Source organism: Pseudophaeobacter arcticus DSM 23566 (assembly GCF_000473205.1).
GTDB classification, from domain to species: Bacteria; Pseudomonadota; Alphaproteobacteria; order Rhodobacterales; family Rhodobacteraceae; genus Pseudophaeobacter; species Pseudophaeobacter arcticus.
This window is the reverse complement of record NZ_KI421507.1, coordinates 381045-397271: the sequence shown is the minus strand read 5'-3', so window position 1 is coordinate 397271 and position 16227 is coordinate 381045. Positions and strand designations below refer to the sequence as shown.

The 16227-nt window shown below is 59.4% G+C and carries 15 protein-coding genes; 5 read left to right on the top strand and 10 right to left on the bottom strand.

The genetic code is table 11. The features are described 5' to 3' along the window. Nucleotides 1–63: 63 nt before the first annotated feature. The 3 genes from ARCT_RS0105960 to ARCT_RS0105950 form a co-directional block, all read right to left on the bottom strand. A complete protein-coding gene (locus ARCT_RS0105960; RefSeq protein WP_027239245.1) occupies nt 64–246 on the bottom strand; it encodes a hypothetical protein in 183 nt (60 codons plus the stop codon). Between the two features lie 255 nt (nt 247–501). Next, entirely contained in the window at nt 502–1308 is an 807-nt protein-coding gene (gene dmdD, locus ARCT_RS0105955; RefSeq protein WP_027239244.1) for a methylthioacryloyl-CoA hydratase, read from the bottom strand. 81 nt (nt 1309–1389) lie between these two features. Next, nucleotides 1390–3132 (bottom strand): acyl-CoA dehydrogenase, encoded by a 1743-nt coding sequence (locus ARCT_RS0105950; protein ID WP_154665437.1) that lies wholly within the window; start codon nt 3130–3132, stop codon nt 1390–1392. A gap of 175 nt (nt 3133–3307) precedes the next feature. Between ARCT_RS0105950 and ARCT_RS0105945 the strand changes: the two genes are divergently transcribed. From ARCT_RS0105945 to ARCT_RS0105930, 3 genes are all read left to right on the top strand, one after another. Next, nucleotides 3308–4345, top strand: coding sequence for an AraC family transcriptional regulator (locus ARCT_RS0105945; protein WP_027239242.1), 1038 nt, complete (start codon nt 3308–3310; stop codon nt 4343–4345). A gap of 201 nt (nt 4346–4546) precedes the next feature. Beyond that, the gene (locus ARCT_RS0105935; RefSeq protein ID WP_027239241.1) at nt 4547–4948 is read left to right on the top strand and encodes a hypothetical protein; all 402 of its coding nucleotides are present in this window, start codon (nt 4547–4549) and stop codon (nt 4946–4948) included. Further along, nucleotides 4945–5769, top strand: a complete 825-nt coding sequence (locus tag ARCT_RS0105930; RefSeq protein ID WP_027239240.1) for an RNA polymerase sigma factor — start codon at nt 4945–4947, stop codon at nt 5767–5769. Before ARCT_RS0105935 ends, ARCT_RS0105930 begins: the two co-directional genes overlap by 4 nt. Before the next feature lie 159 nt (nt 5770–5928). Here ARCT_RS0105930 and ARCT_RS0105925 read toward each other — a convergent pair whose 3' ends face one another. Further along, on the bottom strand, nt 5929–6552 hold the full coding sequence (locus ARCT_RS0105925) for an FMN-dependent NADH-azoreductase (RefSeq protein WP_027239239.1): 624 nt from the start codon (nt 6550–6552) through the stop codon (nt 5929–5931). Nucleotides 6553–6892: 340 nt separating this feature from the next. Here ARCT_RS0105925 and ARCT_RS25520 point away from each other — a divergent pair, with 340 nt between their 5' ends. Then, nucleotides 6893–7561: a CGNR zinc finger domain-containing protein gene (locus tag ARCT_RS25520; RefSeq protein WP_051360562.1), complete on the top strand. Its 669-nt coding sequence runs from the start codon at nt 6893–6895 to the stop codon at nt 7559–7561. Nucleotides 7562–7657: 96 nt separating this feature from the next. Here ARCT_RS25520 and ARCT_RS0105915 read toward each other — a convergent pair whose 3' ends face one another. From ARCT_RS0105915 to ARCT_RS25515, 6 genes are read right to left on the bottom strand one after another with little or no spacing between them, the layout of a single operon-like run. Then, on the bottom strand, nt 7658–9268 hold the full coding sequence (locus ARCT_RS0105915; RefSeq protein WP_027239238.1) for a GMC family oxidoreductase: 1611 nt from the start codon (nt 9266–9268) through the stop codon (nt 7658–7660). Beyond that, a complete protein-coding gene (locus ARCT_RS0105910) occupies nt 9249–10901 on the bottom strand; it encodes an amidohydrolase (RefSeq protein WP_027239237.1) in 1653 nt (550 codons plus the stop codon). Before ARCT_RS0105910 ends, ARCT_RS0105915 begins: the two co-directional genes overlap by 20 nt. A gap of 48 nt (nt 10902–10949) precedes the next feature. Next, nucleotides 10950–11966: an extracellular solute-binding protein gene (locus ARCT_RS0105905; RefSeq protein ID WP_027239236.1), complete on the bottom strand. Its 1017-nt coding sequence runs from the start codon at nt 11964–11966 to the stop codon at nt 10950–10952. A gap of 45 nt (nt 11967–12011) precedes the next feature. Then, a complete protein-coding gene (locus tag ARCT_RS0105900) occupies nt 12012–12815 on the bottom strand; it encodes an ABC transporter permease (protein ID WP_027239235.1) in 804 nt (267 codons plus the stop codon). Continuing rightward, entirely contained in the window at nt 12812–13729 is a 918-nt protein-coding gene (locus ARCT_RS0105895; protein ID WP_027239234.1) for an ABC transporter permease, read from the bottom strand. The genes ARCT_RS0105900 and ARCT_RS0105895 overlap by 4 nt, the downstream gene beginning before the upstream one ends. Then, the gene (locus ARCT_RS25515) at nt 13726–14799 is read right to left on the bottom strand and encodes an ABC transporter ATP-binding protein (protein WP_036784505.1); all 1074 of its coding nucleotides are present in this window, start codon (nt 14797–14799) and stop codon (nt 13726–13728) included. Before ARCT_RS25515 ends, ARCT_RS0105895 begins: the two co-directional genes overlap by 4 nt. Before the next feature lie 493 nt (nt 14800–15292). Here ARCT_RS25515 and ARCT_RS0105885 point away from each other — a divergent pair, with 493 nt between their 5' ends. Beyond that, entirely contained in the window at nt 15293–16222 is a 930-nt protein-coding gene (locus ARCT_RS0105885) for a LysR family transcriptional regulator (RefSeq protein WP_027239233.1), read from the top strand. The last annotated feature ends 5 nt before the right edge of the window (nt 16223–16227 follow it).

Below are 16227 nucleotides of genomic sequence, written 5' to 3'. Positions count from 1 at the left end.
CAACAGCTCTCACGACAGCATTTCCGCGCCAACCGGCGCGCTCCGGCTCCAGACCGGTTGACGCTACTTCTTTGGCTTGTCGCGGGCCGCTTTTTCTTCTTTGGTCATTTTGTTGTTCCAGACATTGTTGCTCAGACCCAGCTCGCTTGGCATAGGTTTGGTCTTGCCAACGCTGACTTTGCCCCCCTTGTTCAGGAATTCCTGAATAAGGGCGTCATCGGTGGTCTCTTTGGGAACTTGTTTCATGCGGTCAATTCTTTCCTTCATCCCGTAGGCGGGCAACAAGAGCGATACAGATCCGGCAGTGACGCATAGACAATCGGTCACTGCTTTTTTCTAGCTGATTCCCCTGCGGTGCACCAGCTTTCACCGTTCGCGAACCGGTGATCCCGGGCCCGGGGTCCGCGCAGTGACCTTGCCCCCCGGCCAAGCAGTTCCACCAAAGAAAAGCCCCGCCCTTTTTGCAAAGGGCGGGGCAATGATCAGCTCAAGAGTCTGATCTTAGTCGTTGCGGCGCACACGGGCGGCGCTTTTGTCGGCAAAGGCCGCAAGCCGCGCGCGGGCATCGGGCTGGGTGTTGACCACACCCGCCACCACGGCCTCGGCATAGGCGGCATCCATCGCTGACATATTCTGCATATGGCTGACGGCAGAGCAGATGGCAAAATTCGACAGCGGCAGGTTTTCGGCTGTGCGCCGTGCCAGTTCCAGCGCTTTGTCAAAACTGGAACCCTCGACGATATACTGCGCCAGCCCCAGGTCGCAGGCTTCTTGCCCCTGATAAACGCGGCCCGTCAGCATCATGTCGATCATGCGGGATTTACCCACCAGATCGGTCACACGGATGGTGGCACCACCGCCGGTGAACAGCCCGCGCTGGCCCTCGGGCAGGGCAAAATAGGTACTCTGATCCATCACTCGGATATGGGCCGAACTGGCAAGCTCCAAACCGCCGCCAACAACCGCGCCCTGTAGCGCCGCGATGACCGGAACGCCGCCGTATTCCATCTTGTTAAAGGCCTCGTGCCAGCGCAGGCAGACATGCATGAAATCAGCCGGGCTGCGATCTGCGTCATGGTGTTCGATCAGATCAAGCCCAGCGCAGAAATGATCGCCGGATCCCGCCAGCACGACCGCCTTGACCCCGGCGCGCGGCGCGGTGGAGAAGAAATCAACCAGCTCCTCGATGGTGTCGATATCCAGCGCGTTGCGTTTGGTCGGGCGGTTCAGGGTGACCACCCAGACCCCGTCGTCATGGGCCTGAAGGTCGAGGTTCTTGAAGCGGGAAATGTCGATTTCAACGGTCATGGTACAGTCCTTGTCAGCACAGGGGAGAAGCGGGCGCCGCTGCAGGCGGCGCCGCCCTAAAGAGAGTTTGATGTGGCGCGCTTACAGCAGCGCCGCCGCGAGGCTTTCGGCGCCGGAAACGCAGCGGCTGCGCTGCACCTCGGTTTCGCATAGCACGTGATCGGCATAGAACCGGGCCGAGGCCACCTTGGCCGCCATAAAGTCCGGGTCTTCGCCCCGCGCCAGGGCCGCTTCTGCTGCCAGTAGGCCACGTGCCATCTGCCAGCCAGAGACCAAATTCCCGGCCAGCATCAGATAGGGCACGCCAGCGCCAAAGGCGGTGGGCATTTCCGCCTTCTCAAGGCTGAGCAAATGCGCGACCACCTCTTCAAAGTCCTGCCGCGCACCCGCCAGCCGTGGTGCCACGGCCTGGGCCGCAGCTGAGCCTGCCGCCAACTCTGCTTCTGTCTCGGCAATCCGCGCCGCCAGGGCACGGGCGGTTTTGCCGCCATCGCGCAGGGTCTTTCGCCCCACCAGATCATTGGCCTGAATGGCGGTGGTGCCTTCATAGATCGGCAAAATGCGGGCATCACGGTAATGCTGCGCCGCGCCGGTTTCCTCAATAAAGCCCATGCCACCATGCACCTGAACGCCCAGTGACGCCACCTCGACACCATTTTCGGTGCTGAAGCCTTTGACCAGCGGGGTGAGGAACTCTGACAGTGCCTTGGCCTCCGCCTGCGCCTCGGGTGATCCCGCGTTGCGGGCCAGATCCTGACAGCCGGCGGCAAAGGCGGCCATGCCGCGCGCGCCTTCGGTCAGCACCCGCATCCGCATCAACATGCGGCGCACATCCGGGTGATGGATAATGGTCACCGCCTCGCGGGTGGAGCCATCAACCGGCGCGCTTTGCACCCGCTCCCTGGCAAAGGCAAGCGCCTGTTGATAGGCGCGCTCGCCCACGGCGATCCCCTGCAGACCCACTGCATAGCGGGCCGAGTTCATCATCTCGAACATATAGGTGAGGCCGGCGTTTTCTTCACCGATCAAAAACCCGGTGGCGCCTTCGAACTGCAGCACGGCCGTTGGGCTGGCCTTGATGCCCAGTTTATGTTCGACGCTTTGGCAATGGACGGCGTTGCGCGCGCCCAGCGCGCCATTTTCCTCGACCATGAATTTTGGCACCAGAAACAGGCTGATGCCCTTGACCCCAGCCGGGGCATCCGGGGTACGCGCCAGAACCAGATGCACGATGTTTTCCGACATGTCGTGCTCACCATAGGTGATAAAGATCTTGGTACCGCTGACCTTGTAGGTCCCGTCCGCCTGTGGTTCGGCGCGGCTGCGCACCAGCGCCAGATCGCTGCCGGCCTGGGGCTCGGTCAGGTTCATGGTGCCGGTCCAATTGCCGCTGACCAGGTTGTCCAGATAGGTCGCCTTGGTGGCGTCAGATCCGGCGGTGAGCAGCGCCTCGATTGCACCGTCTGTCAGCAGCGGACACAGCGCAAAGCTGAGATTGGCCGCGTTCAGCATCTCGGTGGCAGAGGCCGCCACGGCGCGGGGCAGGTCCTGACCACCAAAGGCGCTGGGATGGGGCAGGCTTTGCCAGCCCATTTCAACAAATTTCTGATAGGCCTGCGCAAATCCGTCGGCCAGCTGGACCTTGCCGTCCTGAAAATGGGAGGCATCGGCATCGCCAGAGGCATTTAGCGGCGCGATTTCCTCGCCACAAAAGCGGCCAAACTCTTCCAATACGGCGCCCGCGTCGCTCAGCTCCAGGCCGTCGTATTTGTCCAGCCCGGCAACCTCGGACCAGCGAGAGAGGTGTTCAATGTTGAAAAGCATGTCTTTTACGGGTGCATCAAAACTCACGGGCTGTCGCCTCCACTGGGATATCTGTCTGGTCTGTCACCCAACCGGGCTTGCTTAATATGCCAGATAATGAGGGTAAATTGCAGGAACAATCTCCCTAGCGGACGAAAACATTGCAAAAAGTGACAAAGCCGCGCAAAAGACCCCTATGATTTTTGATCCCGGTCCTGACATTCTGCCCACCGTATCCCGCGCCTTTCTGGAAGATTGGCTGCAGGTCTTGCGTCAGCACTGCCCGCCACACCAACTGGCCGGATTTCTCGGTCAGATCGGTCTGGTCGGATCCGCCCAGCCCGGAGGCCGCGTGACCCATGACCAAATCGTCCGCCTGTATCAGCTCGTCGCAGTTGAAACCGGCGACGAAATGATGGGCCTGTGGAGCCGCCCCATTCGCACCGGCACCCTGAAACATCTCTGTGCCTCGATGCGGGGGGCCTCTTCGCTCTCGGCGGCGCTGTTTCGCTTTACCTCCTTCTGGAACCTCTTGCTGGATGATTTCCAGCTGGTGCTAGAGACAGAGGCCGACCATATCTGCATCCTGCTGGCGCCACGCGGGCAGGACAGGCCCCAACGGTTTGGCCATATGTTCCTGCTGAAACTTGCCCATGGGGTCTCCTCCTGGCTGACGGGACGTGAACTGCCGCTGACCGAGGTTGGCTTTGCTTTTGACCGCCCCGAATTTGCCGAAGACTACCCAGTGTTGTTTCCGGCGCCGATCCTGTTTGGTCAGGCGCGGTCCAGGATCGTCTTTGGCCCCCAGCCCGATGACCTGCCGGTCGCCCGCAGCGAGCTGGAAATGCAGGAGTTCCTGCTGCGCGCCCCCCGAGACTGGATCTTTACCAACTATCGCACCCATGCCCTGCCCCTGCGGTTGCGTGACCTTTTGTTGTTGTCAGACAGGCTGGACTACCACCTCAAAGATGCAGCCAAAGACCTAAACCTTACGCCCCGCACCCTGATCCGGCGGCTGGACGCCGAAGGAACCTCCTTTCAGGCCATCAAAGACGGTCTGCGTCGTGATATTGCGATACGTGACCTGTCGCGTGGTCTCAAAAGCATCGAGGAAATTTCACAGGATATTGGTTTTGCCTCAGCTGCAAATTTCCATCGCGCCTTCCGGCGCTGGACCAATGCCACCCCAGGCACCTATCGCCAACGGGGGGCCAACAGCACCGTGTCTCTGTAAAGCCCCATGGGATCTGCAAATGGTCGATCTGCCTAACGTGACTGTTGTGCGGCTGCACCTGGCGCCACGCGCAGCTCTGGCGACAGCGCGCCAGGATGCGGTGCTCAGGAAAATGCAAAACGACATGTAACACTTCGATCAGTGCCGCGCTCTTTATGTATATCTGCGGCAGTTGCGCGGCAGGTGAATTTGGAGATCGACATGAAAAACTTCGACGTGCAGTCCATCGGCTTACCCCTCTCGCGGGATGCGGCTTTTGACTTTGTTTCCCAACCCTCAAACCTGCCAAAATGGACCAATGCCTTTTCGCGCGCGGATGCGACTTCGGCTGATTTGGTCACACCAACTGGTGCGGTTCCAATCAAACTGGACACCGTGATCTCGCGTGAGGCGGGTACCGTTGACTGGCTAATGACATTTCCGGATGGTGCCACAGGGGCAGCCTATTCGCGGATCACACCAAATGGCGACGGGGACTCCATTTATTCCTTTGTCCTGATGGCCCCGCCCGTTCCCCTAGAGGCACTGGAAGGAGCCCTGGAGGCGCAGAAGGAAATTCTGGGAACCGAGTTGGAGAAACTGAAAGGAATTCTTGCGGCATGATCATTTTTGATCCCGTAACGGTGGAGGCCGCGCGACAGGGAAGTCGCGCGGCCCTAGAAGAGCTGATCAACGCGGCGTCCGGACCAGTGTTCAATCTGGCCATGCGGATGCTTGCCCATCGGCAAGATGCCGAAGACGCCACGCAGGAAATCCTGATCAAGATCATTACCCACTTGGGGGATCTGCGCGAAATGGAGCTGGCGGGAGCATGGGCTTTCCGCATCGCAAGCCGACACCTTGCCAAAACCGCACGGCTGGGCCGGGTGGAGAAAATGCGCTGGGGGTTCAAGGAATACGCAGCCGATCTGGACCATGGGCAGGCGGATCCAGCGCATTTGGATTTGACCGATGCGGAACATCAACTTGCGCTCAAAGAGGTCAAGGTCGGCTGTACATTGGCAATGCTTGTGTGCCTGTCGCGTCCGTTGCGAATAGCCTATATTCTGGGTGACATCTTTGAGATGACAGATACCGAAGCCTGCGACATTCTGGAGATCCCGGCCGGAACCTATCGCCAGCGGTTGCGGCGGGCCCGAAATTCCATAACCGACTTCATGCAATCAACCTGCAGCATACACTCCGCAGCCGCCACATGCAGCTGCGCTCGCCGTATCACACCAGCCCTGCAAACAGGGCGTATTGCCAAGGGGATAACAGGATTAAATGCAGATCAAATCGGGACGCTCGCACCTAAAGACGTCCAAAGGAATGTTGCAAATTTAGAGACCGCACAACGCTCGGTCTCCATCCTGCGCTCTAACCCCAGGTTTGTCCCCTCCATGACGGCACTTGTCGAACAGATACTGCACCAATTTCCTTAGTCTATCCGCGATAGACTGGATAGTCTTCGCCGAGCGGAACTAACTGTTTTGCCCACGCCTGCTGACAAAAGGTTCAGATCGCTTTTGATCGGCAGGCCTGGGTCAAGGCTGGGAGGCCGGGGACATCTAGCGCTGCCCCTGGCCATTCGCAATTCAACCCTATGAGGCTGCCAAATCTGCGGCCTGCTGAACCGCAGCTTTTTGCGCGCCTATGGGGTCAGCCGTCAGCAAAGAGGGCTGAAAGCGAACGGTTTTGATGTCTGACACACCAATAAAATCCAACCACCAGGACAGATACGTAGAATGATGATCTGCCCCGTATTTTGCCGACGCGCCAGGCCCGTACACGCCAGAGGTATAAAACACTCGCGCCGCCTTGTTCTCCAACAAACCACTGTATCCAGCCTCGGGGTCAAAACCAAACAGCAAACCGGGCTGGGTAATGATGTCGATGTATTGCTTCAGCTTGTAAGGAACGCCACCGTTCCACATCGGCACAGACAACACATAGGTGTCAGCCGCAGTGAAACGCTCGGTGATCGACACGATTTGATCCCAGGCTGACTGGGTCGATGCATCCATTTCGCCAACACCAAAGAACGTCATCTTCGCCGCTGCTTTGTCGCCATCAAACTCGGGCAGATCGGCCTGCCATAGGTCCAGAACATCTACTGTTAGATCTGGATTGGCGGCTTTCTCAGCGGCGAGGTAAGCCGCCGCCAATTTGGATGATTGTGAATCTGCCCCACGTGGGGAGGCGAGAATATGGAGGATCTTTTTCATCTTAGGAGTTCCTTTATTGGGGTGAGGACTGGGACCAAGCGCGTTTAACGCGACATGAAATCAAGGGCTTGCATCCCCTATGCGGTGATGACGCAAACCCGCGCAGCCAGGGCTGCAGCATTCTGGTGCACAAATTTCATCAGCGAGTCCTCTCTTGGTCAGTAACCTTCAAAATTACTTTTTGACGGCCACTTCGATTACTAACCGTAAAAATGCAAGATAGATAGTTACTTATTCGTGATCCAGAGAAGGACCCAAGGACCAGGATAGCTTGCAAAACCTTGTTTTCAGGGTTACGCACAATATCCGTCGCGCGTGAGACCATTGCAGCGAGGCTCAAATGAACGCCAAGAACACCCGCCCATCCCCAAGCTTTGTTGGGGAAGACACAGCACTGGATTTCCTGAATTCTGTTGCAGCCCCCAAGGCATCGGTCATTGATTGGCTGGAGACCGGGGCTGACCTGTTGGATTGGCTGGTGCTGGCTGGCCTATGCACTGAATCAGAAGTGGCGCAGTTTCGGGGGGACATTAATGCCGCTGATCTGGCGCGCACTTTGGATGACATCCATGCTTTTCGTGACGACCTGCGCGACTTTGTCAGCCTGGCTGCTGACGCCAACGAAGTGCCGATATCTCACCCGATGCTTGAAAGAATAAATGAAGTATTGGCCACCGGGCGGCAACATCTACAGATCAGCCTCTCGCCAACTCAAGCCACCGATGGGTCTGCGACAACCGAGGCGCTTTGCCTGTCAACTCTGCACCAATTTCGAACGCCTGAAGATCTGCTGGCCCGCATCGCCGCAGCCGCAGCAAAATTTATTTGTGAGGCGGATTTCAGGTATGTCAGGAATTGCCAAGGGCCAACCTGTACGCTGTATTTCCACGACGTCAGCAAGAACCACAAACGCCGCTGGTGTTCGATGGAGGTCTGCGGCAACCGTGCAAAAGCCGCTGCACATCGAGAGACCAAATCAGCGGCCCGGTCAAAGGCAGCCAAGGATTAGCCGCTGCGCAACTGATCTCCTTCGCGGGCTTTGCTCCACCTCCACACCGCTCCCGCAGGGCAGCCCCAGCGCGCCAAGACCAGTTTACCCCCGCTGTCATCTGAGAATCGCGCTGGCGCATTTTTCACCGATAACCATCGTAGGCGCGTTGGTGTTGCCACCGATCAGGGTTGGCATCACCGAAGCATCGGCAACCCGCAGGTTCTGCAAGCCGCGCACCCGCAGCGACACCGGGTCAACCACCGCCATGGGATCAGTGCCCATTTTTGCGGTGCCGACCGGATGATACACGGTTAAGGCCTCAGCGCGCAGGTAGGCCTCGATCTCACCGTCGCTCTGCACCTCCGGGCCAGGCAGAATCTCTTCGCCCCCGAGGCCCGCCATCGGCGAAGCCGCAAAGATCTGGCGCGCGGTCTTGATCCCTTCGATCAAGGTGTCGAGATCGCGCCGGTCAGAGAAAAAGCGATGATCAATCAGCGGCACCGGCGCGCCGTTCTCATGACCCAATCGGATTTCACCAACCGAGCCGGGCCGCAACACGCAGGTATGAACGGCAAAACCATGCCCCCATTCCAGCAACCGCCCCCGGTGACTGCGGTAGCCCGGCACAAAATGGAACTGGATATCGGGCAGATCGCCGGCGTAGCGTGTCTTGGCAAAGCCACCAGCAACCACATAGTTCGTTGACAGCTCTCCCCTGCGCTGAGCGGCAAAAGCAAAGGGAGACATTACCAGCCGCCTCCAGTTGCGCAGGGAAAGCCCAAGCGTGCGCGCAGAGCCACTGCGCAGGGTAATCATTCCGTCAACATGGTCCCGCAGGTTCTGGCCCACGCCAGCCAGATCATGCGCCACCTCAATACCCGCTGCCCGAAGCACCTCACCCGGACCGATGCCCGACGCCATCAGCGCCATCGGCGTACCAATCGCCCCGCCACTCAGCACCACCTCGCCCCGGCAGCCGACCTGCTGCACAGCTCCGTTGCGCTTCAGCGCCACGCCGCTGACACGGCCCTGATCGAGGATCAGGTGTTGCAGCTCTGTCCCAGTCCAGATCTCCAGGTTGGGCCGGTGTCGCACCGGTTCCAAAAAGGCATTGTAGGCAGAAAAGCGTATGCCGTTTTTCTGGGTCACATCATAGACCCCAAGACCCAGCTGCGAGGCGCCGTTGAAATCCGTATTATGCGGCAGTTGGAGTGTCTCGCCCGCAGCAATAAAATCCTGACAGACGGTGTTCGGGTCGGTGGGATGCGAGACATAAAGCTCTCCCTCGGTGCCGTGATAGGCGGGATCCTGACCGATGCCATTGCGCTCAAGCGCCTTGAACAGGGGCAAGATGTCGTCCCAACCCCATCCGGTACAGCCCAGATCGCGCCACTCATCATAGTCCGAGGCAGCACCGCGAATATAAAGCATCGAGTTCATCGAGGAGGAACCGCCAAGCATCTTTCCCCGGTTCACCGGAATTCGGCGGCCGTTCAGTTCCGGCTGGGGTGTGCCGACATAGCCAAAGTCAAAGCGCGGGCGGCCATACATCGCCAGGATGCCCGCCGGGACTTTCACCCGCGGGTCGCTCTGCGATCCGCCCGCCTCGACCACCAGCACCCGATGGGTGGGGTTGGCTGACAGCCGGTTGGCCAGAACACAGCCGGCAGACCCTGCACCGATAACGATATAGTCGAACTCAGCTTTATGCACGGTCTGCCCCATAGGTTATCTCTCCATTGCACAGCGTCATGAAGACCGAAGCCGCCTCGGCGCTCTCTGCGAGGTCTTCCAAGGCCCCGTCGATCAGCACCAGATCGGCGTCATATCCAGGCTTCAGCGCGCCGCGCCGCGTTTCGCAGAAATCCGCATAGGCGCCGCCCATCGAATACGCCGCAAGACAGGCGTCAAGGCTGATCCGCTGATCCGGCATATCCTCGGCCCAGGGCGCACGGGTCAGGGCGCAATGGATGGCGTAGAGCGGTGAAAGCGGCGACACTGGCCAATCGGTGCCAAAGGCAAGCGGCACATCCCGGTCACGGATCTTGCGCCAGGGAAACGCATTTGCCCAACGGTCCCGCCCCATGATGGATGTGGTGGGTTCCAGCGGCAGCCCCGCCGATCCCGGCGGATGCACCGGCTGCATGGAGGCAACGATGCCCAGGGGCTTTAGCCGTTCCAGATCTTCTGGATCAATCGTGTCGATATGTTCAATCCGGTGGCGGGCATCGCGCGGGCCGTTGGCCTGCGCTACCGCCTCGTATCCGTCAATGCTGGCACGCACGGCACCGTCTCCCACCGCGTGGGTGGCAACCTGAAGACCGCGCCGGTCGGCTTCGATGCAAATTGCCTTGAAAACCTCCGGCGCGATCAAGGGCTCCGAGCGAAAGCCGGGCTTGTCGGGGTAATCGCTCACGGTGAGCGCCGTCCAGGTGTCGTAGACGCCATCCATAAACAGTTTGATCCGACCAAAGCTCAGCCAGCCGGGGACCTCGGCACCGAACTGTTCGATCCGGGCCACACCTTCGGGGCCGTCAGCCTCCACCAGCTTGAGCGGCAGGCTCACCCGTACGGGCATGTTGCCCGCCAGTGCCAGCTCGCGCATCAGCCCGGCCTGATACGGTGTGCCATCCATGTTGACCGCATGGGTGATGCCGTGACGCGCGCAATAGGCGCCAGCCTCGGCAATCAGCGCACGGTCATAGGCGCGGTGCTCTTGCGGCACCTCATCCAGCCCCAGTTGATCCATCCCGTCGCGCCCCTGCAGCCGCGACAGCGACTTGACCCGCTGCATGGCGGCAAATTCCCGCAACTCTCCGGTGGCCAGCCCGTCCTCGCCCATCACCACCTCAGCCCCTGCTCCGACGTCGGCGCCCTGCAGGATGCCTGCCAGTTCCAACGCGCGGGTATTGGCCCAGGCGCAATGCAGGTCGACTGAGTTCAGACAGATCGGACGATCCGCACAGATCCGGTCCAGATCATGCCGATTGGGGCGGCGGTCCTCCCCAAAAATGGTGTAGTTGGTGGCAAACCCCGAGATCAGGTCATCTGCCGGGTTTTGTTCAATAAAGGCCAGGAAGGCCTCGCGCGTGGCCTCAAACCCAAAAGTCTCACCGAGGTTCAGCATCGACAGCGACGCGCCCCCCATGAACAGATGCAGGTGGCTCTCGATGAAACCGGGAAGCAGCTCGCGTCCGCCCGCGTCGATTACCTGCGTGTCCGGGCCGATTTCGCCCCGAATGTCAGCGTCACCTCCCATGGCCTTGATGCGCCCGTCGCGGACGGCAAGCGCCGTTGTGCCTTTGGCAGCAAAGAGCGGGCGGATCTTTGCATTCAGAATGACGAGATTGGCGGGCATATTTTCCTCCGGAATGCGGGGGCCTGAGAGCGGCCCCCGCTGGTGGTATTACTGCAGCAGCTGCGTCCAGACGCGGGTCACAAGATCCTGCGCTTTGGGGCTACAGGTGCGCGACATTTCCACTGGCACCGTGGGATAGAGCGCCGGGGCGACTTCTTCGGTGTAAATCTTGTCGGCTTCGATCACCTGCATCGGCGAAGAATGGGCGTAGTGGTTCATCTCGATGGTTGCGTTCTCGGGGGTCGAGATGAATTCGATGAACTTGATCGCATTCTCGCGGTTCGGTGCGCCCTTGGGGATCACAAGGCTGTCGATCCAGCCAACCAGACCTTCCTTGGGCATGGCGTATTCCACCGGCGCACCGTCGGCGATGGCGCGGACCACTTCGCCGTCCCACCAGAAATGGGTCGCCACCTCGCCCGAGCTGAGGCGGGTCGCGATATTGTCCGAGGAATAGACCGAAACCGCATCCTTCTGCGCCATCAACAGATCCAGAACCTTCTTCATCTCGGCTGGATCCTCGGAGCAGAAAGGCACGCCCAGATACATTTGCGCCGCCCCGATGACCTCATCAGGATAGGACAGCAAAGCGATCTTGCCCGTCAGACCTTCGCCGGGTTCAAAGAAATATTTCAGGCTGTCAGTTGGTCCGTCATACTCGGCGGTGTTCACGGCAAAGCCTGCCGTGCCATAGGCCATCGGGATCGAATATTCCTGGCCTTCGTCCCACCACTGGTTGCGCCAGCGTTCGTCAATATTGGCATAGGCCTCCAACTCGTTGGCCGCAAAATTCTCGATCAGACCTTCGTCGATCATGATCCGCAGGAAGTGCTGTGACGGCGCGGCGATGTCGTAGCCCGACGCGCCCGCCTGCAGCTTGGTCAGCAAATCTTCGTTCGAAGAGTAGCCGTCGAGGCTGACGTCCACGTCGTATTCTTTCGCAAATTTCTCAATCAGCTCAGGGGCGATGGATTCCGACCATGCGTAGATGTTCAGGCTTCCTTCGGCCAACGCCGGAGATGCTAGGCAAAGTGAAAGCGCGGTTCCCGTCATCAGTTTTTTCATGTTCTCTCTCCTGTTGGGGGCTTGTTGTTATGTGGTGTGGTGAAATCAGTTTGGCTCTCGCGCGCTACGCGACGCGAGTGTCAGCGCAACCGTCGCCAGCACCAGAGAGGCCGCAATCAACAGCGTCGCGATGGCATTGAGTTCCGGCGAGGTGCCCGCACGGATCAGCGAGAAGATATAGACCGGCAGCGTCGTGGTCCCGCCCGAGGCCAGCATATTGGAGGTGATGAAGTCATCCATCGAAATCAGAAAGGCCAGCATTGCCCCCGAGAACAGCCCCGGGAAAATCAACGGCAGGGTGACGCGGCGAAAGACCGTCCAGCGCGGCGCATAAAGATCGGTGGCTGCCTCTTCGAAATCCAGCGACATCCCCTGTAGACGGGCACGGATTGGCAGGAAGGCAAAGGGGGTGCAAAAGGCCGAATGCGCAATCACCAGCTTGAGCAGCCCATTTTGCAACCCGATCAGCGAAAACAGGATCAGCGTGGCCACCGCCAGAACGATCTCTGGCAGCAGCAGCGGCAGGTTGACCACCGTTTCAGACAGCCTGCGAAAGCGCAGGTTTTTGCCGCGAATGATCGCCATGGCCGCCATCAGCGCGATGGTTGTGGCCACCACCGTGGCGATGCCCGCCACGATCAGAGAGGTCTCCACAGCGGCCATCAGCGCACTGTTGTTGAGCGCAGAGCCGTACCATTTGACCGAGAACTCGGTCCAGACACCGGTGATCCGGTTGGCGTTGAACGAATAGATCACCACAATCAGAAGCGGCGCATAGAGATAGGTAAAGAAGGCCACACTCAGGATCCCGAGGCCGGGATAGCGTTTGACGTCATGCCTGCGGCTCATGTCGTTGCCTCATTGAGAGCGGCCCGGCGGGCCAGAACAATCAGCACGATCATGACAAAGACAAGCAGCATCACGGCGATGGCTGACCCAAAGGGCCAATTGCGCCCACCGCCAAATTGAAGCTGGATCAGAGACCCCATCATCATCTGCTTGCCGCCCCCCATCAGGATCGGCTCAAGCACCGCGCCCAGCGCCGGCACAAAAACGAGGATCGCCCCCGAGGCAATGCCCGGCGCCGTCAGCGGCAGGATCACCCGCCGCAGCGTCACCCAGCGGTTGCCGTAAAGATCATGCGCGGCTTCGATCAGCGTGCCGTCCAGCTTCTCGATCGAGGCAAAGACCGGCAGCACCATCAGCGGGATGTAAGTATAGACCATGGCTGCCAGCGTTGCGCCGTCGTTATACATCAGGCTCAACCCCTGCGGCGCACCAAAGATCTCCAGGAAACGCGGCAGCGGGCCGTCTTTTCCCAGAATGATCATCCAGGCATAGACCCGCAAAATCATCGACATCCAGAACGGCAGGGTGACAAGATACACCATCAGTGACTTGCGGCGCGCCGGTTGCTGCGCGATGTAATAGGCGACCGGCACCGCGAGGCTCAGGCAAATGATCGTTGTCACCGCCGCCAGCAAAAGCGTGCGCAGGATGATCATGAGGTATTGCGGCGTGAATTCCATCTCGCCGGTCCAGCCCTCGTTGAACAGGATCTGTCGGTATCCCGTGAGATCAAAGCCCCAATCAAAACCGCCATAGGCTCCGCGCGTCGAGACGGAAACGGCGGCGACGATCATGATCGGCATTAGCAGGGCAAAGCCCATGAGCAGCCAGGACGGCACAAGCCCGAGATAGGCAAGGTTCAGCGCGCGCCGACGACGGGGCACAGCGGGGCTGGCATGACCGGCATCGCTCATGAGCCCAGCACTCGGGCTGAATGTTCAACAAATCCGACATGCACGGTACTGCCCACCGCAATCGTGTCACCCTCGCGCGAGGCATTGCGACGCGAGGCCCGCAGTTGCGTGCCATGCGCTTCCAGGACGTAATGGGTGTATCCGCCCAGATAGTGTTTCTGGAGCACCTCCGCAGTGAAGTCGATGCCCTCCACCTGGTCTCCCAGGCTCAGCTTTTCGGGGCGGATCGACAGGGTTGCACGCCCCTTGCCCACATCCACAGGTGCCGGGATTTCAATAACTTGGCCAAAGGGCGTCCGCACAGTGGCCCTGTGATCCGCCGCCGCCAGAACCTCAACGTCGAGAAAATTGGTTTCACCAACAAAATCAGCCACGAAGCGATTGACCGGCTCTTCGTAGATCTCTGTCGGCGTGCCGATCTGTTGCACCTGGCCAGCGCCAAGAACGGCGATCCGGTCGGACATGTCCAGCGCTTCTTCCTGGTCGTGGGTCACAAACACAAATGTAATCCCCGTATCGCGTTGCAGGCTGCGCAGCTCGTCGCGCATCGCCTGCCGCAGTTTCAGGTCCAGCGCCGAGAGCGGCTCGTCCAGCAACAGCACTTCGGGTTCGGGGGCCAATGCGCGGGCCAGCGCCACACGCTGCCGCTGCCCCCCCGAGAGCTGTGCCGGCTTGCGCTTGGCAAACTGCCCCATATGCACGCGGTCCAGAATCTCACCGACACGGGATTTGATCCGAGCCCTGTCCCAGCCCAGGTTCTCCAGCCCGAAGGCCACGTTTTGCTCCAGTGTCATATGTGGAAACAACGCATAGCTTTGGAACACGGTATTCACCCGGCGCTTATGCGGCGGGATATCGACGATGTCGCGACCGTGCAGGCGCAGGCTGCCAGTATCGGGCGTCTCAAAGCCTGCCATCATCCGCAACAGCGTGGTCTTGCCGCAGCCCGATGGCCCCAGCATGGTGAAAAATTCGTTCTCGCGAATGTCAAAGCTGACCGAGCTTAGTGCATCGAAGGATCCAATACTCTTGGAAACTTCGATCACTTCAACTGCGTTCAAATCTTGCATATGGCTTATCCCGTTCTAGCCCTGCCACCAGCCTCAAAAGAGATAGAAGGTCGCGTGGCAGGTCATTTTGATGAACGGATAAAGGCCGCGTCAGCGGGACAGGTAAATGAGTAGTTGCGAAATCGCTGATTAGGCAGGGGCTAAACGCGGCACTAAAATTTGCCGTTGTTTTGGCCCAAAACTCAAAATTCTTCAGGAATTGAGGCTAGATATAGCGGTCCCCCGGTGCGCGGCATCTCCATGCCTGCCCTTGCCGGTCAGACAGCGCTTGCGCGTTTACATGGTTCAGAGCCTAATTTTTAATCAGAAATGCACGGTGGGAAACGATGCCTTACCTCACCGCTGGCTAAGCTGCGGCGGACAGGATAGATCGTTGCTTTCGGCCAGCTCCCACTCGATACTTCGGTACCGGCGCGTCACCCAGAGATGATTGCCGCCCCGCCCGGTGCGGTTTTGGCCGCTGGACCGACCAATATGGAACTAGGGTAACAACATGCCTATCAGATACACTTTGCGCCAGATCGAGTACTTTGTGGCTGTTGGCGAAACTGGCAGTATCACGGCAGCGTCGCATTTGCTAAACGTGTCCTCCCCGTCCATCTCGGCAAGCGTATCGCAGCTTGAGGAGGAACTGGGGGTCATGCTTTTTGTGCGGCATCACGCACAGGGCCTGACGCCGACGCCGGCAGGTCACGCAATGCTTGATCACGCAAAGGGCGTTCTGCAACAGGCTGCGGGGCTTGCCGACCTTGCCGCATCTCTTTCCGGGTCGATCCGCGGGCCGCTGTCGATCGGCTGCCTGAGCACCTTTGCACAGGTTGTGCTACCGGGTCTCCGGCGGAGCTTTAGCGACCAGTACAGCGAGGTCCGCATCAGCCAGATCGAAGCCAACCAATCAGAGCTTTTCATTCTGCTGCGGCAGGCCAAGATCGATGTGGCGCTGACCTATGATCTGGATCTGCCTCGCGACCTGAGTTTTCACCCGATGTTGAGCCTACCGCCCCTGGTCGCGCTGAGCGAAACCCATCCCCTGGCCGATCAACAGTCGATCGCGATAGAAGAGCTCGCAGACTATCCGATGGTCCTACTGGATCTGCCATATAGTGCGGATTATTTCCTGTCATTTTTTACCCGCGCAGGGCTGCGCGTCAACATCGCAGAGCGGACACAGGACATGGCAGTCATGCGGGGGCTGGTCGCGAACGGCTTTGGCTATTCAATCGTGAACATCCGTCCGGTGAACGATCTGGCGCCAGATGGCAAGCCCATGCGGTTCCTGCCACTATCCGGTGACCACCGCCCCATGAAGATGGGCTTGCTGTCCATCGCCAGCAGCACCCGGATCCAGCTGCACGACGCCTTTCTGACTCATGCGAATGATTGGATCTCCGCACATATGCCAAAACTTCTCAAGACACGCTAAGGCGG